The following is an 18,141-nucleotide window of genomic DNA, read 5'->3' on the forward strand; positions in this document are numbered from 1 at the left end:
GGAGGATGGAATGACGACGACCCTGGCCCGCCCGTCCGCGGTGGACCTGCCGGCCCGGCGCGGCCTGATCTGGCTGTCCGCGTGGCCGGTGCTCGCGGTGTTCGTGCTGTCCAATGCGGCGACACCGCTGTACGTCGTGTGGCAGCGCGATATGGGTTTCTCCTCCGGTGTGCTGACGGCGATCTTCGCCTGCTACATCGTCGGCCTGCTCGGCGCGCTGCTGGTGGCGGGCGTGCTTTCGGACCGGATCGGCCGTAAACCGGTGCTGCTGCCCGCGATCGGCCTCGCGGTCCTGGCCTGCGTGCTGTTCGCCACCGCGAATTCCGTTGCGATACTGGCGCTGGCGCGACTGCTGACCGGTATCGCGGTGGGCGCCACCGTGTCGGCGGGTATGGCCGCGGTGACCGATGTCGGCGGTCCGGCGCGCAAACCGCTTGCCGCACTTGCCGCCTCGTCGGCGATGGTGCTCGGCGCCGGCTCCGGTCCACTGCTCGCCGGGCTGTTCTCGCAGCGGCTGCCGTGGCCGACCACCACCGTCTTCCTGTTCGAAATCGCGCTGCTGATCTCGGCTTTCGCGGTGGTTGCCCGGCTGCCGCTGGCGAAGGGGGCCGGTGGGCGCGGCGCTTGGATCCGCATTCCCGCGGTGCCCGCGCAGGGTCGCACGCCCGTGCTGCTCGGTATCGCGGTGTTCGCGCCGGGCATCACCGCGACCTCCTTCGTCCTCTCCCTCGGCCCGTCGGTGCTGGCGCGACTCGGCGTCGCCGATCGAGTGGTCGCGGGCGCGTTGGCCTTCGCGATGTTCCTGGGCGCCACCGGAATTCAGTTCGCGGTGCGGCGCTTCCCGGTGCGCGTCATCCTGCTCGGCGGCGCGGCGGCCGCGGTGGCGGCGATGGCCGCGCTGGTGCTCGCGCTGCAGGCGGGCTCGGTGGCGCTGTTCGCGATGGCGGCCGTGCTCGCGGGCGTCGGGCAGGGGATGGGACAGCTGGGCGGGCTGACCGCGATCAGCGCCGCGGTGCCGGGGGCCCGGCTGGCCGAGGCGAACGCGGCGCAGAACATCGGCGGGTACGTGCCCGCGGCGGCGCTGCCGCTGGCCACCGGATTCCTCGGTGACGCAATCGGTTTGCCCGCGGCCGCGACCGTCTTCGGCGTCGTGGTCGGCGTTGCGGCGCTGGCGGGCGTCGGCTTCGTCGCGACGCGCCGGTCGAAATGACCCGATGATTATTCGCGCCGGTGGCGGGCCCGCCCCTGATCTGCCATGCTTCCCGATACATCCGATGAATCGGGCTGGCCGCGGCTAGGAGTGTGACGAAATGCGGTGCAGATCAGTGATATTCGTCGAGCGCCGAATGGAAATCCGATGAGCACGACGGAATTCGGCTGCCCCTATGGCACGGCGCCCTATGTGAGTTATTCCCAATTGGATGCCCTGCACGAAATGCAGCATCCCACCACCGATTCCCCGCTGGAGATGCAATTCATCCTGATCACCCAGGTGAAGGAGCTGCTGTTCCGGATGGCATACGTCGATCTGGACGAGACGCGGAATCGGTTGCGCGCGAACGATTGTGCGCAGGCCTGCCGGGCGCTGGCCAGGGTGAGCCGGGTGCAGCGGGTGCTGCAGTCGTCCTGGGATTACCTCAACGGCATGTCGGCATCCGAATTCCTCGGATTCCGGCATGTGCTCGGCAGCGCCTCCGGCAACCAGTCGTTCATGTACCGCGCGCTGGAATTCATCCTGGGTAATAAGGACGACGAAAGTTTGGCCTACCTCCGGCAATTCGGCCCATTGGCGCCGATACTCGCCCGCGAGGTCGCCGAACCGAGCCTGGACGACGAGGTGATCGCCTATCTGGGCCGGACATTCGGCGCACTGCCGACACCGAGCCGCCCGGCGCTCGAGCCCGCGGTGGAGCAGGCCTGGCTGGCGGTCTACCGGGACCCGAACCGCTACCCGGCGCAGTATGCGCTGGCCGAGGCGCTACTGGAGGTGTCATACCAGTTCGCGCACTGGCGCTCGACCCATCTGCTCGTGGTCGAGCGCATGCTCGGCGCCAAACCCGGCACCGGCGGCACCGCGGGGCTCGACTGGCTGCGCCGGATCCGCGACCACCGCTTCTTCCCCGAGCTGTGGGCGGTCCGAACCCGGATGTGACCGCGCGCCGGAACAACGGGAGCCGCACCCGCGGTTGACTCGATGGACGGCGACGATAGGGGAGATATGAGCACACCCGGTTACCACTGGAACGGTACGGAGGTGGATCTCGACGCGTATCTGTCCCGGATCGGCTACACCGGCGAGCGGGTGCCGACCGTGCGCACCCTGCGCGAACTACACCGCAGGCACACCACGACGATCCCGTTCGAGAATTTCGAGATCATCCTCGGCCGCGGTATCCCGCTGGACCTGGAGACGGTGCAGGACAAGCTGATCCGCCGCCGCAGGGGTGGTTACTGCTACGAGCACGTCACGCTGTTCGCGGCCGTGCTGGAGCGGCTCGGCTTCGGCGTCACCGGATTCGTCGGCCGGGTGGTCATGGGGGCGCTCGGCGCACTTCGCCCGGCCACCCACGCGCTGTTGCGGGTCACCACCGCCGACGACGACCGGATCTGGCTGTGCGACGTCGGATTCGGCTCCGGGCCGCTGGAGCCGTATCAGCTCTATGACGATATCCGCGAATTCCGCTCGGGCGATTGGCGGTTCCGGCTGGAACTGACGAAAGGCCAACTGGGCGAGGAGCTTTGGCTGCTGCACCAATTCGGGGAGGACGGCTGGATCGTGCGCTATACGTTCACCACCACACCGCAGTACCCGATCGATTACGTGGTCGGCAACCACTACGTGTCCACCTCGCCGCGCTCGCCGTTCACCACCCGCCCGTACGCGCAGCGCTTCCACCCCGACCGGCACGTCGTCGTCGACGGTACCACTCTGACAACCCGATTCCCGGACGGCAGCGCCGAAACGACGACCATCGATCCCGCCGACCTGCCGAAAATTCTGAACGAGTCGTTCGATATCGAACTCGACGCGACCGACGTCGCCGCATTGACGCAGCGCTGGCTGATCCCGAAATGAGGGAATAATGATCGCGGGCGCCGGACGCCCCGTGGGTATGGTCGAGCGCGTGCACAACCGTATTCGCATCGTGACCGTATTCGCGGCCGCCGCGCTGGTGCTGCCCGGCTGTTCGTCGCCGGGGCCGGATCAGCCCAAGACCGTCGCCCAGCAGTTCGCCGACGCGCTGACCCGCGACGACGTCGCGGGCGCCGCGGCGCTCACCGACGATCCGAAGACCGCGGCGAGCGTGCTCGGCCCGCTCTACGACGGCCTCGGTAAAGATGTGAAATTCGAGGTCCGCGATACCGGGAAGGACGGCGCGTTCACGCTGTCGGCCACCTGGAAGCTCGGGCAGGACGGCAAGCAGCAGTGGACATACACCACCTCGGGCGCCGCCGCCGACAAGAACGGCTGGAAGGTGCGCTGGAATCCGGTCACCGTCGCGCCCGGGCTCGACCAGGGGCCGCTGAGTTACGGCCCGGCCTATCCCGCGAAGCCCGCGCGCGTCCTCGATTCCGCCGGCGGTGAACTGCTGACCCAGCAGGTGGTCACCCTGGTGAATGTGGCGCCGGGCACCGATACCGCGGCCGTCGCCGCACTGCTCGCGCCGATCTCATCGGATGTCACCGCGGCCTCGGTGCAGTCGGATATCGCTGGGGCGCAAGGGAAACCGGCCACTGTGATCACGCTCCGGGAATCGGATATCGGACCGATCCGGGACCGGCTCGCGGCCATCCAGGGCGTCACCCTGGCGCAGCAGACCCGGTTGTTGCCCGACAAATCGGTGGCCTCGCAGACGCTGTCCGGACTGTCCGATCTGTGGCAGCAGGAGATGAACGCCGCCGCGGGCTGGGCGGTGCGCGCGAAAACCGCCGACGGCAGCACCGTTCGCATCGCGGGCGCGGACGCCCAACCGACGCCCGACATCACCACCACGCTGGACAGCGGTCTGCAGCGGGCCGCCAAGGCCGCGCTCGCATCGATCGACCAGCCCGCCGCGATCGTCGCGCTGCAACCATCCACCGGAAATGTGTTGGCCATGGCGCAGAACGCGGCGGCGGACGACAAGGGCCCGATCGCGCTGACCGGGCTCTACCCGCCGGGTTCGACATTCAAGACGATCACCGTATCGGCCGCGCTGCAGGCGGGCATCGTGACACCGAATTCCACGGTCGGCTGCCCCGGTAAGGAAAATATCGAGGGCCGCACCATCCCGAACGACAACAACTTCGATCTGGGACAGGTCCCGCTGCACACCGCGTTCGCCCGCTCGTGCAATACGACCATGGGCAAGCTGGCCGTGCAGCTGCCGCCGGACGGTCTCACCAAAGCGGCCGCTCAGTTGGGTCTCGGCATCGACTACGTCACGCCGGGCCTCACCACCGTCACCGGCAAGGTGCCGACCGCCGACACCGCCGCCCAGCGTGTCGAGGCCGGAATCGGTCAAGGCCAGGTGACGGCGACACCCTTCGGGATGGCGTTGGTCGCCGCGTCCATCGCGCGCGGCTCGGTGCCGACACCGACCGTGGTGGCCGGGCAGCCGGGCAAGCCGGACCGCGCACCGGCGCCGCTGCCCGCGAACATTCCCGAACAGATCAAGCCGATGATGCGTGAAACCGTCACCGACGGCACCGCGACCGCATTGCGGGATATCCCAGGGATTTTGGGGAAGACCGGCACCGCCGAGTACATCGATGACAAGCACGCGCACGGCTGGTTCGTCGGGATCGACGGCGATCTCGCCTTCGCCGTCTTCATCAGCGATGCCGGATCGTCGACTCCGGCGGTGGCCGCCGCTGGGCGAATGTTGCGTGCGCCACGCTAGAAAACGCGCCACGCCGGATCCGGCGTGGAGGATGCGCTGAGGCCCGCTACACTCGTTCGCGGACCACGCATGTGGTCAACACGCGGGATGTCACGATTTCGAGAAGGTTCGGAGTAGGCGCCATCGATACCGGTCAGTTGATCGCGGAGCATTACCGCCTGGTCGAGCGGATTGGTAGCGGCGGCACAGGCGTTGTTTGGCGTGCCGTCGACGAACGCCTGCAGCGCTCGGTGGCGGTCAAGCAGATCCACGTCAAAGCCAGTCTCCCCGAGGGAGAGCGCGACGTGTTGCGCCAGCGGGCCATCCGCGAGGCGCGCAACGCGGCGCGATTCCAGCATCCGAACGCCATCGTGGTGTTCGACATCACCGAGCACGACGGCGATCCGTGCCTGGTCATGGAGTACCTCAAATCGCGCAGCCTGGCCATGGTGCTATCCGCCCAGGGCACGCTGCCGCTCACCCAGGTCGGCCGGATCGGCGAACAGGTCGCCTCGGCGCTCATCGCCGCCCATCAGGCGGGCATCGTGCACCGCGACGTGAAGCCGGGCAATGTGCTGCTCGACGATCACGGCACGGTCAAGATCACCGACTTCGGCATCTCCAGGGCCACCGGCGATGTCACGCTCACCGAGACCGGCCTGATCTGCGGCACCGCCGCCTATCTCGCGCCGGAATGTGCGCGCGGCGCCGATCCGAGCCCGGCCTCCGACGTGTTCTCGTTGGGCGCCACGCTGTTTCACGCGCTCGAGGGCGAACCGCCCTACGGCGCCAACGCCAATCCGCTCGCCGTGCTGTACGCCGCCGCCAACGGTCAGGTCACCGAGCCCAGGAATGCCGGTCCCGCAACGGATTTCCTGCTGCAGCTGCTCAGCCCGGAACCGCAGGACCGGCCGACCATGCGGGCCGCCCGCGACTATCTGGCCGCACTCGCCGACGCCGGCCCGGTACCCGCCGCGGCCGGATTCGTGCCCGCCAGTGAGGCATTCACGCGCCAGCTGCCCGGCGCGGCGCACGGCGCCACCCGCACCCTGCGCCCCTCCGCAGCGGCGAACAACGGCCAGACCGAACGGATTTCGCGTCCGCTACCCGTCACGCCACCTCGCCCGCCGCGGCGCAACGGCACCGCGCACCCGAACACCGCGACGCACCCCCAGGCCGCGTCCCACCCCAAAACCCAAACCCACCACCGCCCCGCACCCACCCCCAAATCCGGCGGCAAGCGCAAGGCGGTTCTGATCGGCTCGCTGGTCGGCGCCGTCGTCGCGGCGATCGCCATCGCGGTCGCGTCGCTGAACAGCGGCGGTGGTAGCACGCCGACCGTACAGGCGGGAGTGCCCGCCACCTCGGCCGGCGGTTCGGCCAGTTCGACCACCAAAGCCAGTGCGGGGCAGACGAAGAGCTCAGGCCAGAAGATCAACACCGGAACTGCCGCCAATGTGATCGTGCAGTTCTACAAGGACATTCTGAAGCCCGATTACAGCAGCGCATGGTCGCAACTCACACCGGCTGCCCAGCAGCTGTACGGTAGCCAGTCCGCATTCCAGCAGTACTGGACCGATCACAGTATCCAAGACTTCGGCGGCGGTATCAGCGGCACCAACAGCAGCGACGGTTCGGCCGACATGCAGATGCCGTACCTTGTCTACAGCGATGGCAAGTCGAAGAATTCGATGCCGTTCCGAGTGATCGACTCCGGCGGCGGTCAGCTGCTCATCGACAGCGAAACCCGCTGATCGCGGCGGACTCTCGGTGTTGGTTCGAGCCATAGCGCGCCGACACCGCTCAACCGTGTGCGATTCCGCAGGCAGCGACCGTGACCTTTCGAAGAGTCGGGCAGGCGAGGCTTTGCCCCACTCTTCGGCAGTGTGACCCACTGAAATGTGGCCGAGCTGGCCAGAATTCGTGATCAGCTATTCGTCGGATGTACCGCGGATTCGTAACTCGTTGTGCGGCACCCGGATTCCGGTCCAGTCGGCGGTGTGGGCCGTGGTTTCGGTGAGGGTGGTCAGTAGGCGCAGGGCGGTTTCGGTGGCGGAGCCGGGTTCGGTGGTGTGCATGATGAGCGCCTGGTCCGGATCGTCCGGTAGGCGCAGGGTTTCGTAGCCGAGGTCGAGGCGGCCGACCACCGGGTGGCGGTAGGTGTAGCGGCCGTGCGTCTTGTCCTTGAGTTCATGTCTGGCCCACCGGTCGCGGAACTCGGGGGAGCGGTCGCTCAATTCCTCGATGAGCGAACCGATTCCGGCGTCGCCCGGATTGCGGGCCGAATCGAGGCGCAGATATGCGACCACGTCGGCGGCCTTCCCGGGCCAGTCCTCGTACAGCTCACGCATCCCCTCGTCGAGGAAGACCAGTCTGGCCAGATTGCGTTCATGCGGTGGCAGCGCGCCGAAATCGGTGATTATCGCGGCCGCCAACGCATTCCAGGCCAGCACGTTCGTGCCGCGGCCGACGATATAGGCGGGGACGTCGGCGGCCGTGTCGAGCAACCGGCGCAGCCCGGGCCGCACCCGCTGTTCGGACTCGGGTTCGGCGCCGGACCACGGCCGCGCCAGACGGTAGAAGTGTTCGCGCTCAGTGGGATTCAAGCGCAGCGCCTGCGCCACCGCGTCCAGCACCGATTCGGAGAAATGCATGGTGCGGCCCTGCTCCAACCGCACATAGTGGTCGACGCTCACCCCGGCCAGCATCGCCAGTTCCTCCCGGCGCAGACCCGGCACCCGGCGGCGGACCCCGTGTTCGGGCAGGCCGACCTCCTTCGGGCTCAGGCGAGCCCGACGGGACCGCAGGAATTCCCCCAATTCGGCGCGACGATCCAAACTCATGATCACCAGTATCCGGGAGCCGCCGATCCGGATCCTGGTCGTGCCGTGCCCAGGCTTACGCGGCGCTGTTCACCACGCTCGGGAGCGCCGAAAGTAGTGATCACCGCCGGAACGGTTCCGGCAGATAGGGAGCTGTCACCAATGACGCTGCACGTTGTCGCCGAATTCCGCGCCGCAACCGGCCAGGAGGATCGCCTGCGCACCGCGCTGGAGGCCATGATCGAACCGTCGCTGTCCGAGGCGGGTTGCCTGGCGTACCAGCCGTACGTCGATCCCAATGACGCGGCGCATATGGTTGTCGTCGAGGAATGGACGAGCGAGGCGGCGCTGGACGAACATTTCGCCACCGCGCATTTCGCCCATGTGGCAGAGGTGCTGGAGCGGATCCTCGCCGAACCGTTGGTGCTCAGGAAGCTGGTCGCGGCCTGATGGCGACGGGGTCGTCCGTGGTGCGGGCGGCCCCGCCGACCTACCCTCATTGCCATGGAAACACCGGCGGTCGAGCAGGATATCCACGACATCGCCATGTCACTACCCGAGGTGACTCGGTTGACGCATGCGGGGGATCTGCCGGTGTATCAGGTGAAGCGGAAGTCGTTCGTATTCTTTCGCGGTGCGCGGCCGGACGCGGTCGATCCGGAGACCGGTGAGCGGCTGACGGACGTCGTGTGTTTCTTCGTACCGGACGAACACGAGAAGCGGGCGTTGGTGGACGGAGACGGTCCGTTCTTCACGACACCGCATTTCGACGGGCATGCGTCGGTGTTGCTGCGGCTATCCGAGTTACATCGGATCAGCCGGGACGAACTATCCGAAATCATCACCGACGGATGGTTGTGTCGTGCGCCGAAACGGCTGGCGGCGCGCTGGCTGGCCGAACATTCGCAGTAGCGCCGGCTGCGCCACCACCCGCACCGGATAACCCCTGGCACCCGCCCGATACTCTGGTACCGGAACCGACCGGCAAAAACCGACCGTTCGGCGTCGTAACACCAGCAGACAAGGATCGTGGACCACATGACATCCCGCATCGAGCTCGCCCGCGTCGATCTGCGCGGTCGCACTCCCTCCGTTGCCGAGCTGCGCGCCGCGCTGCCGCGCGGGGGAGTCGACGTCGACTCGGTGCTGCATCAGGTGCGTCCGGTGGTGGAGGCGGTACGTGAGCGCGGTGTGGCCGCGGCGCTGGAGTTCGGCGAGCGGTTCGACGGGGTGGTCCCGCCCTCGGTGCGGGTGCCCGCGGCGGAGCTGGAAGCGGCGCTGACGCAACTGGATCCGGCGGTGCGGGCGGCGCTGGAGGAGTCGATCGCGCGGGCCCGCAAGGTGCACGCGGATCAGCGCCGCACCGATAAGACCACCGAGGTGGTGCCGGGCGGCACGGTGACCGAGCGCTGGGTGCCGGTGGAACGCGTCGGGCTGTATGTGCCGGGCGGCAACGCCGTGTACCCGTCGAGCGTGGTGATGAATGTGGTGCCCGCGCAGACCGCGGGCGTCGGCTCGCTGGTGGTGGCCTCGCCGCCGCAGGCGCAATTCGGCGGGCTGCCGCATCCGACGATTCTGGCGGCAGCGCGGCTGCTCGGCGTCGAGGAGGTCTGGGCGGTGGGCGGCGCGCAGGCCGTCGCGCTGCTGTCCTACGGCGGCGTCGACACCGACGGGACGCAGTTGGAGCCGGTGGATCTGATCACCGGGCCCGGCAATATCTATGTCACCGCGGCCAAGCGGCTGTGCCGCGGGCTGGTCGGCATCGATGCCGAGGCGGGCCCCACCGAGATCGCGATTCTGGCCGACGCCACCGCCGACCCGGTGCACGTCGCGGCCGACCTGATCAGCCAGGCCGAACACGATGTGCTCGCGGCCAGCGTATTGGTCACCGACAGCGCGGAATTGGCGGACGCGGTCGATACCGCGCTGAATATCCAACTGGCCGTGGTCAAGCACGCGCACCGGGTGCGAGAGGCGTTGTCCGGCAAACAGTCCGGCACCGTGCTGGTGGACGATATCGAGCAGGGGCTGCGCGTGGTGAACGCCTACGCGGCCGAACACCTGGAGATCCAGACCGCCGATGCGGCGGCCGTCGCGGCCCGGGTGCGCAGTGCGGGTGCGGTTTTCGTCGGCGCATACGCGCCGGTGAGCCTCGGCGACTACTGCGCGGGCTCGAACCACGTGCTGCCCACCGCCGGATGTGCCAGGCACTCTTCGGGTTTGAGCGTGCAGACCTTCCTGCGCGGCATCCATGTCGTCGAATACACCGAGGCGGCGTTGAAAGATGTCGCCGGGCATGTGGTCGCGCTCGCGAACGCGGAAGATCTGCCCGCGCACGGCCAGGCCGTGACCGCGCGATTCGAGGCCCTCGCATGAACCTCACCGTCCCCGGCTCGGGCATCACGCTCGACGACCTACCGCTGCGCGACAACCTGCGCGGCAAAAAGCCGTACGGCGCACCGCAATTGACGGTTCCGGTGCAGTTGAACACCAACGAGAATCCGCACCCGCCGAGCCGGGCGCTCATCGACGACGTCGCCGAATCCATCCGGATCGCCGCCGCCGACCTGCACCGCTATCCCGATCGCGACGCCGTCGCGCTGCGCACCGACCTGGCCGCGTACCTCACCCGCCAGACCGGCGTCACATTGGACGCGGCCAATGTCTGGGCGGCCAACGGCTCCAACGAGATCCTGCAGCAGCTGCTGCAGGCATTCGGCGGAACCGGCCGCAGCGCACTGGGTTTCGTGCCGTCGTATTCGATGCACCCGATCATTTCCGAGGGCATCGACACCGAATGGATCGAGGCCAAACGCGGCGCCGACTTCTCCCTCGACATCGACTACGCGGTGGCCGCCATCGCCGAACGCCGCCCCGATGTGGTGTTCGTCACCAGCCCGAACAATCCGACGGGCCACAGCATTTCGCTGGACGAGCTGGAACGGATCCTCGCGGCCGCGCCCGGCATCGTCATCGTCGACGAGGCATATGCCGAATTCTCCGGTGCGCCGAGCGCCATCGGCCTGATCGACCGCTATCCGGCCAAGCTGGTGGTCACCCGCACCATGAGCAAGGCGTTCGCCTTCGCCGGCGGACGGCTCGGCTATCTGGCCGCCGCGCCCGCCGTGATCGATGCGCTGCTGCTGGTGCGGTTGCCCTATCACCTGTCGGTGGTCACCCAGGCCGCCGCCAGGGCCGCGCTGCGGCACGCCGACGAAACCCTCGCCAGCGTCGCGGAATTGGCGCGGCAGCGGGACCGGGTCGCGGAAGCGTTGCGCGCCTTGGGTTTCGAGGTGATTCCGAGTGATGCGAACTTCCTGCTGTTCGGCCGCTTCACCGATGCGGCGCAGGCGTGGCAGCACTACCTGGACGGCGGCGTGCTGATCCGCGACGTCGGCATTCCCGGCTTTCTGCGCGCCACCATCGGGCTGGCCGCGGAGAACGACGAATTCCTGCGGGTCAGCGGCACACTCGCCGGCACCGACCTGACCGTTCGATGAATCCGCCTGTGGAGGAATAGATATGAGCCGTACCGCGCGGGTGGAGCGCGTCACCAAGGAATCGAATATCGTCGTCGAACTGGACCTCGACGGCACCGGGCGCACCGAGATCGCCACGGGTGTCCCGTTCTACGACCATATGCTGACCGCGCTCGGCGCACACGCGAGCTTCGATCTCACGGTGCGAGCCGAGGGCGATATCGATATCGAGGCGCACCACACGGTGGAGGACACCGCCATCGTGCTGGGACAGGCGCTCGGACAGGCGTTGGGGGACAAGAGCGGTATCCGCCGCTTCGGCGACGCGTACATCCCGATGGACGAGACCTTGGCGCATGCGGTGGTCGACGTCTCCGGACGTCCCTACTGCGTGCACACCGGCGAACCGGATCACCTGCTGCACGCGGTGATCCCCGGCTCCGGGCCCGGCGCACCGTATTCCACGGTGCTCAACCGCCACGTCTTCGAATCGATCGCGTCGAACGCGCGTATCGCACTACATGTGCGCGTGCTGTACGGCCGCGATCAGCACCACGTCACCGAGGCCGAATTCAAGGCGGTGGCAAGGGCTTTGCGCGCCGCGGTGGAACTCGACCCGCGAGTCAGCGGTATCCCGTCGACGAAGGGCGCGCTGTGACAACGAAATCCGTCGTCCTGCTCGACTACGGTTCGGGCAATCTGCACTCGGCCGAGCGCGCACTGGTCCGGGCGGGCGCTCAGGTCGAGGTCACCGCGGACGCGACCGCGGCCCTGGCCGCCGACGGCCTGGTGGTACCCGGCGTCGGCGCGTACGCGGCCTGCATGGCGGGACTGCGAAAAGTGCGGGGCGAGCGCATCATCGGTCAGCGTCTGGCCGGTGGGCGTCCGGTGCTCGGCATCTGCGTCGGCATGCAGATCCTGTTCGAACGCGGCGTCGAATTCGGGGTGGAGACCGAGGGCTGTGCCGAATGGCCCGGCGTGGTGGAGCGCCTGTCCGCCCCGGTGCTGCCGCATATGGGCTGGAATACGGTGTCCGCGCCGTCCGACAGCGTCCTGTTCGCCGGACTCCCCGCCGACACCCGCTTCTATTTCGTGCACTCCTACGCCGCCCAAACCTGGGATCTTCCACCCAGCGAACACTTCGCCAACCCCAAACTCACCTGGACCGAACACGGCGTCCCGTTCCTGGCGGCGGTCGAGAACGGTGCCCTCTCGGCCACCCAATTCCATCCGGAGAAATCCGGCGATGCCGGAGCCCAGTTGCTGCGCAATTGGATCGAATCGATCTGAGCCGCCCCGCCATGAGCTGACCCCGCGCGGATTCGCCATGACCTGCATCGATTGCGGGTAACACCAACAACTGGCTTGATACATTGGTGCGCATGGAGATCGCGCAGGAGGGTGCGGCGGGCAGGCTGCGCGCGCTGCCCACTCGGCTGGTGAATCAGGTTGCCATCGTGGCGAATCGGGCGACCGACCGGGCGCTGGACGCCACCGGTTCGCGGCGGTACCACTACGCGATCCTGGCCACGCTCGGTGAATTCGGACCGGCCAGCCAGGCCGATCTCGGCAGGCACACCCGCATCGATCGCAGCGATGTGGTGGCCGTGCTGAACGATCTGGCCGTGCGCGGCTATATCGAACGCAGCCCGGACCCGACCGACCGCCGCCGCAATATCGTCACCATCACCCAGGCGGGCACGGAGCATCTGACCGAAATGGATCAGCATCTGCAGGGCGCACAGGACGAACTGCTCGCCGCGCTGAACCAGGAGGAGCGCGCCCAACTCGTCCGGCTGCTGGTCCGCATCCTCGATGATCATGCCCGCGGCTGAATTCGATTTCGAGCTGCTGATCTTCACCCGGCGGGCCGCATCCAGCATTTCCGCAGGCCGGAGGTGGGACGCGCGAGGCGGCCGACTAAGCTTGACAGTCGTGAGTCTTGTGCTGCTACCGGCTGTCGATGTCGCCAATGGAGAGGCCGTGCGCCTCGTGCAAGGGGAGGCGGGTAGCGAAACCAGCTACGGCTCCCCGCGCGAAGCCGCGCTGGCCTGGCAGGAAGCCGGCGCCGAATGGGTGCATCTGGTGGACCTGGACGCGGCGTTCGGTCGCGGCTCGAATCGGGATCTGCTGGCCGAGGTGGTCGGCGAACTCGACGTCAAGGTCGAACTGTCCGGCGGTATCCGGGACGACGAAACGTTGAAGGCCGCGCTGGCCACCGGCTGCGCCAGGGTGAACCTCGGTACCGCGGCGCTGGAGGATCCGCAGTGGTGCGCCCGCGCCATCGGCGAGTACGGCGAGCGCATCGCGGTCGGGCTCGATGTGCGCATCGTGGACGGTGAGCACCGACTGCGCGGCCGCGGCTGGGTCAGCGACGGCGGCGACCTGTGGGAGGTGCTCGAACGCCTGGAGCGCGACGGCTGCTCGCGATACGTGGTCACCGACGTCACCAAGGACGGCACCCTGACCGGTCCGAACCTGGACCTGCTGCGCGAGGTGTGCGCGGCCACCGACGCGCCGGTCATCGCCTCGGGCGGCGTCTCGACGATCGCCGACCTGGTCGCGATCGCCGAGCTGGTGCCCGACGGCGTCGAGGGCTCGATCGTCGGAAAAGCCTTGTACGCGGGCCGTTTCACGCTGCCCGACGCGCTGGCCGCGGTGCGCTGAACGTCGATGACTGCGGCTTCCGAACTACCGGCGCTGCTCGCCGTCGCGAGCGAAGTCCTCGACGCGGTGCGCCCGCGCTTTCTCGAGGGTGTCGGCGCACCGAGCGCGGTGACCAAGGGCCGCAACGACTTCGCCACCGAATTCGATCTGGAGTTGGAGCGCACCGTCTCCGAGGAACTGGCCCGGCGCACCGGAATCGAGGTGCACGGTGAGGAATTCGGCGGGCCGCAGCTCACCGCGGGCACCGCGTGGGTACTCGACCCGATCGACGGAACCTTCAATTACTCACAGGGGCACCCGCTTTCGGGCATGCTGCTGGCGCTGGTGCGCGACGGCGAACCGGTGCTCGGGCTGACCTGGCTGCCCATGCTCGGCCGCAGATACGCCGCGGTGCGCGGCGGTCCGGTGCTGCTGGACGGGCAGGCGCTGCCGCCGCTGCCGCGCGGCAAACTGGCCGAGGCGATGATCGGATTCGGCACCTTCAACGTCGATTCCAAGGGCCGCATCCCCGGACAGTTCCGCTTCGACCTGCTCGGGCCGCTCAGCAGGCTGTCCTCCCGGGTGCGCATGCACGGGTCGACCGGAATCGATCTGGCCTTCACCGCGTCCGGAGTGCTCGGTGGCGCAGTCGTTTTCGGCCATCACCCGTGGGATAACGCCGCGGGTGTCGCGCTGGTGCGAGCCGCGGGCGGCGTTGTCACCGACCTGTCCGGTGAGCCGTGGACCATCACCTCCGGTTCGGTGCTCGCCGCCGCGCCCGGGGTGCACGAAGAACTGCTCGAGCTGATCTGCACGGTCGCAGAGGAAGATTTGAGGAACGACGAATGACCCGCCGCGTGAATGTCAGGCCCGGAGGCGGCAGCTTGCGTAACCACGGAGGGACCATGAACGCGGCAAATCAAACACTGGCGGTACGTGTGATTCCGTGCCTTGACGTCGACGCGGGCCGGGTGGTCAAGGGCGTCAACTTCGAAAACCTGCGTGACGCGGGCGATCCCGTGGAACTGGCGGCCGCGTATGACGCGCAGGGCGCCGACGAGCTGACCTTCCTCGACGTCACCGCGTCCACCGGCGACCGGGGCACCATGATCGATGTGGTGACCCGCACGGCCGAACAGATTTTCATTCCGCTCACCGTCGGCGGCGGCGTGCGCACGGTCGAGGATGTGGACCGGTTGCTGCGCGCGGGCGCGGACAAGGTTTCGGTGAATACCGCCGCCATCGCCAGGCCCGAGGTGTTGCGCGAGATGTCGGAGCGGTTCGGCTCCCAGTGCATCGTGCTCTCGGTGGACGCGCGCACGGTGCCCGACGGGCAGCCCGATACGCCGTCGGGCTGGGAGGTCACCACGCACGGCGGTAAGCGCGGCACCGGGATCGATGCGGTCGAATGGGCCGTGCGCGGTGCGGAATTGGGTGTCGGTGAGATCCTGCTGAACTCGATGGACGCCGACGGCACCAAGGCGGGTTTCGATCTGCCGATGATCCGCGCCGTGCGCGCCGCGGTGACGGTGCCGGTGATCGCGAGCGGCGGCGCGGGCGCGGTCGAACATTTCGCGCCCGCCGTGCACGCGGGTGCGGACGCGGTGCTGGCGGCGAGCGTCTTCCACTTCGGCGATATGACCATCGGTCAGGTGAAGGACGCGATGCGCGCGGAGGGGATCGTCGTCCGCTAGCGGGAATCGGCCCGGCGGGAATCTCAGCCGATCGGTGCGGTTGTACGGGGGATGACGCTCGGAATCTCGTTGTCGCCCTTCACCCTCAACAACTCCGATAACGCCGTCGACGCCGCCGTCGCATTCGGCCGGGAGGCCGTCGCCGCCGGGCTGAGCTCGGTCTGGTTCGGTCAGTTGTTCGGTCAGGACAGCATCGCGGTGGCCGGTACCGTCGGCCGTGAGCTGCCCGAGCTGGAGGTGGGTACGTCGGTGGTGCCGATCGGGGGACGGCATCCACTCGTCGTCGCGGGCCAGGCGCAGACCGCGCAGGCCGCCACGCACGGCCGGTTCACCCTCGGCATCGGAACCGGCGGGCGGGCCGCGGCCGAATCGTCCTTCGGCATCACATTCGATCGCCCGATCGCCTACCTGCGGGAATTCCTGACCGGGCTGCAACAGCTGCTGGAGACCGGCACCGCCGATCTGCACGGCGAAATCCTCACTGCCGCACCATCTTTCCCGACCGAGGTGGCGGGCGCGCGGCCGCGGGTTCCGGTGTTGGTCGCCGCGATGGGACCGCAGGCGGTGCGCGTCACCGGCGAACTCGCCGACGGCACCCTGCCGTATCTCGTCGGTCCGCAGGTGCTGTCGAAGCATATCGTCGAACCGATCAATGCGGCCGCCGAGCGCGCCGGCCGTCCCCGGCCGCGTATCGCCGCAATGGTTACGGCCGTGGTGACCTCGGATGTCGAGGCGGCCCGCGCACAGGCCGAGCAGTCCATGGCCTTCTACGACGAGGTCCCGTCCTACCGGCGGGTGATCGAATTGTCCGGCGTGCGGCGCGCCGCGGAGCTCGCGGTGCTCGGTGACGAGGAAACCGTCGCGGCGCGTGTCGAGGAATACTTCGACGCGGGCGCCACCGACGTCATAGTCGCCAGCACCGACCTGAACGGCGATGCCGACCGGTTGCGCACCTGGCGACTGCTCGGCGAACTGAACAGCAAACCTCGGGCATAGTCGGTGCGGCGGTGTTGTTATAAAGAGCTATGACTTTGGACCCCGCCATCGCCACCCGGCTCAAGCGCAATGACGCGGGCCTGGTCGCCGCCGTCGCACAGGAACGCGGCACCGGTGCGGTGCTGATGGTCGCGTGGATGGACGACGAGGCGCTGGCCCGGACGCTGGAAACCCGTAAGGCGACCTACTATTCGCGTTCGCGTCAGGAGTACTGGGTGAAGGGCGAGACCTCCGGGCACACCCAGTACGTGCACGAGGTGCGGTTGGACTGCGACGGCGACACCCTGTTGCTCATCGTCGATCAGGAGGGCGCGGCCTGCCACACCGGCACGCACACCTGCTTCGACGCCGACGTCCTGCTGGCCGACCTGAATCCCGCTGTACCGTAAGGGATTTCAGGTTCGTCCGCGATTTTCCCTGCTGTCCTCGGCGAGCGCGTCGGCCAGTTGTGCGGTGAGCAGCTCGCTGAGGTCGGCCAGTTTCTGCTTCTGGCCGGCGTCCAGGCCGTCGAACACCAAGCGGCGCACCGCCTCCAGATAGCCGGGTGCCGCCTCGACCACCTTCAGATAGCCGTCGTCGGTGAGCACCGCCTGGACGCCGCGGCGTCCGGTGGTCGCGGTGCGCTGCGCCCAGCCCATCCGCTCCAATTTCGAAACGACATGCGACAGCCGTGATAGCGATGCATTTGCCTTGTGGGCCAGGTCACTCATCTGCAACCGGTGTCCCGGCTCCTCGGACAGCAGGGTGAGTACCCAGTACTCGAAATGGGTGACCCCGGATTCGCGCTGTAATTGGGTATCCAAAGCGCCTGGTAGACGTGTCATCAGCGCCACGATCGCGCGCCAAGCTCGTTGTTCGATGGGGTCGAGCCATTTCGTCACTGTGTGCCCTCTTTCAAGCCAAGTGACGTGGTTTTGGTCGTCCGCCTAGCGGTTATTGGAATGCGTATTCACTGTCACCCGTGGAGACGAGTTTGCCACGGCTTCGCTCGACCGTCATGGAGTTGCTGGGTGACGTGAGGTCACTCACATACCTGCCTGGCGTGTCGCCTCCGTGTCACCGCTGTCGGTGACCGGTGCGGGAGGGGCAACCTGCGCGGGCGGCGGCTCGATCCGTTTCCCGGCGCGGCGTTTGCGCCAGCGTCGCCGGATCACCAGGAAGGCGGTGAGCAGGAACAGGACCGCGGCGGCGATCGCACCGGCCAGCGAAGCGCCGCGGAACGCGGGCGCCTCCACATCCAGGATCCGCTTACCGGCCTGGGACGCGCTGCCGGTGCCGAGCACGATGGTGAGCGTCATCAGATTGGGTACCGCGGCGAGTATCGCGATCACCCCGGCCGCGCCCGCCAGCACCTTGCCCGCCCGCCGCCGCCATACCAGAACCGCGAACAGCAGCAGGAAAAGCGTTATGGCCGTGCCCAATCCGCCGTACGCGAGACCCCACGCGATGCCCTTGCCGAAGCTCTTGCCGACCATATCGCCGACGCGTTGAGCCCACCATCGCGGGATGAAGGCGGCCAGGATGAAATAGGCAACGAACAGCACTGCGACGAACGCCAGGCCCCCGACGATGCGCGCACGCCAGCGGGCCCAGAACGATTTCGGTTCTGCGTAACTGTCGGTCATGGCTTCCAGCGTAGGCT

General features: G+C 68.0%; 20 protein-coding genes. 17 read left to right on the top strand and 3 right to left on the bottom strand.

Annotated elements, in window-relative coordinates; all coding sequences use genetic code 11:
• The first annotated feature begins 10 nt into the window (after nt 1–10).
• From LGY53_RS26560 to LGY53_RS26580, 5 genes are all read left to right on the top strand, one after another.
• On the top strand, nt 11–1,210 hold the full coding sequence (locus LGY53_RS26560) for an MFS transporter (protein ID WP_225729448.1): 1,200 nt from the start codon (nt 11–13) through the stop codon (nt 1,208–1,210).
• Nucleotides 1,211–1,357: 147 nt separating this feature from the next.
• Nucleotides 1,358–2,152: a tryptophan 2,3-dioxygenase gene (locus LGY53_RS26565; protein ID WP_225729449.1), complete on the top strand. Its 795-nt coding sequence runs from the start codon at nt 1,358–1,360 to the stop codon at nt 2,150–2,152.
• A gap of 66 nt (nt 2,153–2,218) precedes the next feature.
• Nucleotides 2,219–3,076, top strand: a complete 858-nt coding sequence (locus LGY53_RS26570; RefSeq protein WP_225729450.1) for an arylamine N-acetyltransferase — start codon at nt 2,219–2,221, stop codon at nt 3,074–3,076.
• Between the two features lie 37 nt (nt 3,077–3,113).
• Nucleotides 3,114–4,883: a penicillin-binding transpeptidase domain-containing protein gene (locus LGY53_RS26575; protein ID WP_374111242.1), complete on the top strand. Its 1,770-nt coding sequence runs from the start codon at nt 3,114–3,116 to the stop codon at nt 4,881–4,883.
• A gap of 71 nt (nt 4,884–4,954) precedes the next feature.
• Nucleotides 4,955–6,616 carry a serine/threonine-protein kinase gene (locus tag LGY53_RS26580; RefSeq protein WP_225729451.1) on the top strand — a complete coding sequence of 554 codons (1,662 nt, stop codon included), beginning with the start codon at nt 4,955–4,957 and terminating at the stop codon, nt 6,614–6,616.
• Between the two features lie 177 nt (nt 6,617–6,793).
• On the opposite strand, the gene LGY53_RS26585 is transcribed toward LGY53_RS26580, so the two are convergent.
• On the bottom strand, nt 6,794–7,705 hold the full coding sequence (locus LGY53_RS26585; RefSeq protein WP_225729452.1) for a helix-turn-helix transcriptional regulator: 912 nt from the start codon (nt 7,703–7,705) through the stop codon (nt 6,794–6,796).
• Between the two features lie 141 nt (nt 7,706–7,846).
• Here LGY53_RS26585 and LGY53_RS26590 point away from each other — a divergent pair, with 141 nt between their 5' ends.
• The 12 genes from LGY53_RS26590 (at nt 7,847) to hisI (ending at nt 16,888) form a co-directional block, all read left to right on the top strand.
• Nucleotides 7,847–8,134, top strand: coding sequence for a putative quinol monooxygenase (locus LGY53_RS26590; RefSeq protein ID WP_225729453.1), 288 nt, complete (start codon nt 7,847–7,849; stop codon nt 8,132–8,134).
• 54 nt (nt 8,135–8,188) lie between these two features.
• Complete coding sequence (locus LGY53_RS26595; RefSeq protein WP_225729454.1) at nt 8,189–8,596, top strand: MmcQ/YjbR family DNA-binding protein; 408 nt, start codon at nt 8,189–8,191, stop codon at nt 8,594–8,596.
• 126 nt (nt 8,597–8,722) lie between these two features.
• Nucleotides 8,723–10,060, top strand: coding sequence for a histidinol dehydrogenase (gene hisD / locus LGY53_RS26600; protein WP_225729455.1), 1,338 nt, complete (start codon nt 8,723–8,725; stop codon nt 10,058–10,060).
• Nucleotides 10,057–11,184, top strand: coding sequence for a histidinol-phosphate transaminase (locus LGY53_RS26605; RefSeq protein ID WP_225729456.1), 1,128 nt, complete (start codon nt 10,057–10,059; stop codon nt 11,182–11,184). Before hisD ends, LGY53_RS26605 begins: the two co-directional genes overlap by 4 nt.
• 22 nt (nt 11,185–11,206) lie before the next feature.
• A complete protein-coding gene (gene hisB, locus LGY53_RS26610) occupies nt 11,207–11,821 on the top strand; it encodes an imidazoleglycerol-phosphate dehydratase HisB (RefSeq protein WP_225729457.1) in 615 nt (204 codons plus the stop codon).
• A complete protein-coding gene (hisH, locus tag LGY53_RS26615; protein ID WP_225729458.1) occupies nt 11,818–12,453 on the top strand; it encodes an imidazole glycerol phosphate synthase subunit HisH in 636 nt (211 codons plus the stop codon). The genes hisB and hisH overlap by 4 nt, the downstream gene beginning before the upstream one ends.
• A 92-nt stretch (nt 12,454–12,545) precedes the next feature.
• Nucleotides 12,546–12,998: a MarR family winged helix-turn-helix transcriptional regulator gene (locus LGY53_RS26620; protein WP_225729459.1), complete on the top strand. Its 453-nt coding sequence runs from the start codon at nt 12,546–12,548 to the stop codon at nt 12,996–12,998.
• A gap of 100 nt (nt 12,999–13,098) precedes the next feature.
• Nucleotides 13,099–13,830, top strand: coding sequence for a bifunctional 1-(5-phosphoribosyl)-5-((5-phosphoribosylamino)methylideneamino)imidazole-4-carboxamide isomerase/phosphoribosylanthranilate isomerase PriA (priA, locus tag LGY53_RS26625; RefSeq protein WP_167473935.1), 732 nt, complete (start codon nt 13,099–13,101; stop codon nt 13,828–13,830).
• A 6-nt stretch (nt 13,831–13,836) separates the two neighbouring features.
• Complete coding sequence (locus LGY53_RS26630) at nt 13,837–14,658, top strand: inositol monophosphatase (RefSeq protein ID WP_225729460.1); 822 nt, start codon at nt 13,837–13,839, stop codon at nt 14,656–14,658.
• 56 nt (nt 14,659–14,714) lie between these two features.
• Nucleotides 14,715–15,503, top strand: a complete 789-nt coding sequence (gene hisF / locus LGY53_RS26635; RefSeq protein ID WP_225729461.1) for an imidazole glycerol phosphate synthase subunit HisF — start codon at nt 14,715–14,717, stop codon at nt 15,501–15,503.
• 51 nt (nt 15,504–15,554) lie between these two features.
• The gene (locus LGY53_RS26640) at nt 15,555–16,499 is read left to right on the top strand and encodes a TIGR03564 family F420-dependent LLM class oxidoreductase (protein ID WP_225729462.1); all 945 of its coding nucleotides are present in this window, start codon (nt 15,555–15,557) and stop codon (nt 16,497–16,499) included.
• 29 nt (nt 16,500–16,528) lie between these two features.
• Nucleotides 16,529–16,888 carry a phosphoribosyl-AMP cyclohydrolase gene (gene hisI, locus LGY53_RS26645; RefSeq protein WP_225729463.1) on the top strand — a complete coding sequence of 120 codons (360 nt, stop codon included), beginning with the start codon at nt 16,529–16,531 and terminating at the stop codon, nt 16,886–16,888.
• 6 nt (nt 16,889–16,894) lie between these two features.
• Here hisI and LGY53_RS26650 read toward each other — a convergent pair whose 3' ends face one another.
• Nucleotides 16,895–17,323 (bottom strand): MarR family winged helix-turn-helix transcriptional regulator, encoded by a 429-nt coding sequence (locus LGY53_RS26650; RefSeq protein ID WP_167473940.1) that lies wholly within the window; start codon nt 17,321–17,323, stop codon nt 16,895–16,897.
• Nucleotides 17,324–17,524: 201 nt separating this feature from the next.
• Nucleotides 17,525–18,124 (bottom strand): permease, encoded by a 600-nt coding sequence (locus LGY53_RS26655; RefSeq protein ID WP_225729464.1) that lies wholly within the window; start codon nt 18,122–18,124, stop codon nt 17,525–17,527.
• Between the last annotated feature and the right edge of the window lie 17 nt (nt 18,125–18,141).

This window comes from Nocardia sp. JCM 34519.1 (assembly GCF_020361265.1).
Taxonomy (GTDB): Bacteria; Actinomycetota; Actinomycetes; order Mycobacteriales; family Mycobacteriaceae; genus Nocardia; species Nocardia arthritidis_A.

What these genes read in the sequence shown, in the direction of transcription:
- LGY53_RS26560 (WP_225729448.1), top strand. Translation starts at nt 11, where the DNA reads ATGACGACGACCCTGGCCCGCCCGTCCGCGGTGGACCTGCCGGCCCGG.
- LGY53_RS26565 (WP_225729449.1), top strand. Translation starts at nt 1,358, where the DNA reads ATGAGCACGACGGAATTCGGCTGCCCCTATGGCACGGCGCCCTATGTG.
- LGY53_RS26570 (WP_225729450.1), top strand. Translation starts at nt 2,219, where the DNA reads ATGAGCACACCCGGTTACCACTGGAACGGTACGGAGGTGGATCTCGAC.
- LGY53_RS26575 (WP_374111242.1), top strand. Translation starts at nt 3,114, where the DNA reads ATGGTCGAGCGCGTGCACAACCGTATTCGCATCGTGACCGTATTCGCG.
- LGY53_RS26585 (WP_225729452.1), bottom strand. Translation starts at nt 7,705, where the DNA reads ATGAGTTTGGATCGTCGCGCCGAATTGGGGGAATTCCTGCGGTCCCGT.
- LGY53_RS26590 (WP_225729453.1), top strand. Translation starts at nt 7,847, where the DNA reads ATGACGCTGCACGTTGTCGCCGAATTCCGCGCCGCAACCGGCCAGGAG.
- LGY53_RS26595 (WP_225729454.1), top strand. Translation starts at nt 8,189, where the DNA reads ATGGAAACACCGGCGGTCGAGCAGGATATCCACGACATCGCCATGTCA.
- hisD (WP_225729455.1), top strand. Translation starts at nt 8,723, where the DNA reads ATGACATCCCGCATCGAGCTCGCCCGCGTCGATCTGCGCGGTCGCACT.
- LGY53_RS26605 (WP_225729456.1), top strand. Translation starts at nt 10,057, where the DNA reads ATGAACCTCACCGTCCCCGGCTCGGGCATCACGCTCGACGACCTACCG.
- hisB (WP_225729457.1), top strand. Translation starts at nt 11,207, where the DNA reads ATGAGCCGTACCGCGCGGGTGGAGCGCGTCACCAAGGAATCGAATATC.
- LGY53_RS26620 (WP_225729459.1), top strand. Translation starts at nt 12,546, where the DNA reads ATGGAGATCGCGCAGGAGGGTGCGGCGGGCAGGCTGCGCGCGCTGCCC.
- LGY53_RS26630 (WP_225729460.1), top strand. Translation starts at nt 13,837, where the DNA reads ATGACTGCGGCTTCCGAACTACCGGCGCTGCTCGCCGTCGCGAGCGAA.
- hisF (WP_225729461.1), top strand. Translation starts at nt 14,715, where the DNA reads ATGAACGCGGCAAATCAAACACTGGCGGTACGTGTGATTCCGTGCCTT.
- LGY53_RS26640 (WP_225729462.1), top strand. Translation starts at nt 15,555, where the DNA reads ATGACGCTCGGAATCTCGTTGTCGCCCTTCACCCTCAACAACTCCGAT.
- hisI (WP_225729463.1), top strand. Translation starts at nt 16,529, where the DNA reads ATGACTTTGGACCCCGCCATCGCCACCCGGCTCAAGCGCAATGACGCG.
- LGY53_RS26650 (WP_167473940.1), bottom strand. Translation starts at nt 17,323, where the DNA reads ATGACACGTCTACCAGGCGCTTTGGATACCCAATTACAGCGCGAATCC.
- LGY53_RS26655 (WP_225729464.1), bottom strand. Translation starts at nt 18,124, where the DNA reads ATGACCGACAGTTACGCAGAACCGAAATCGTTCTGGGCCCGCTGGCGT.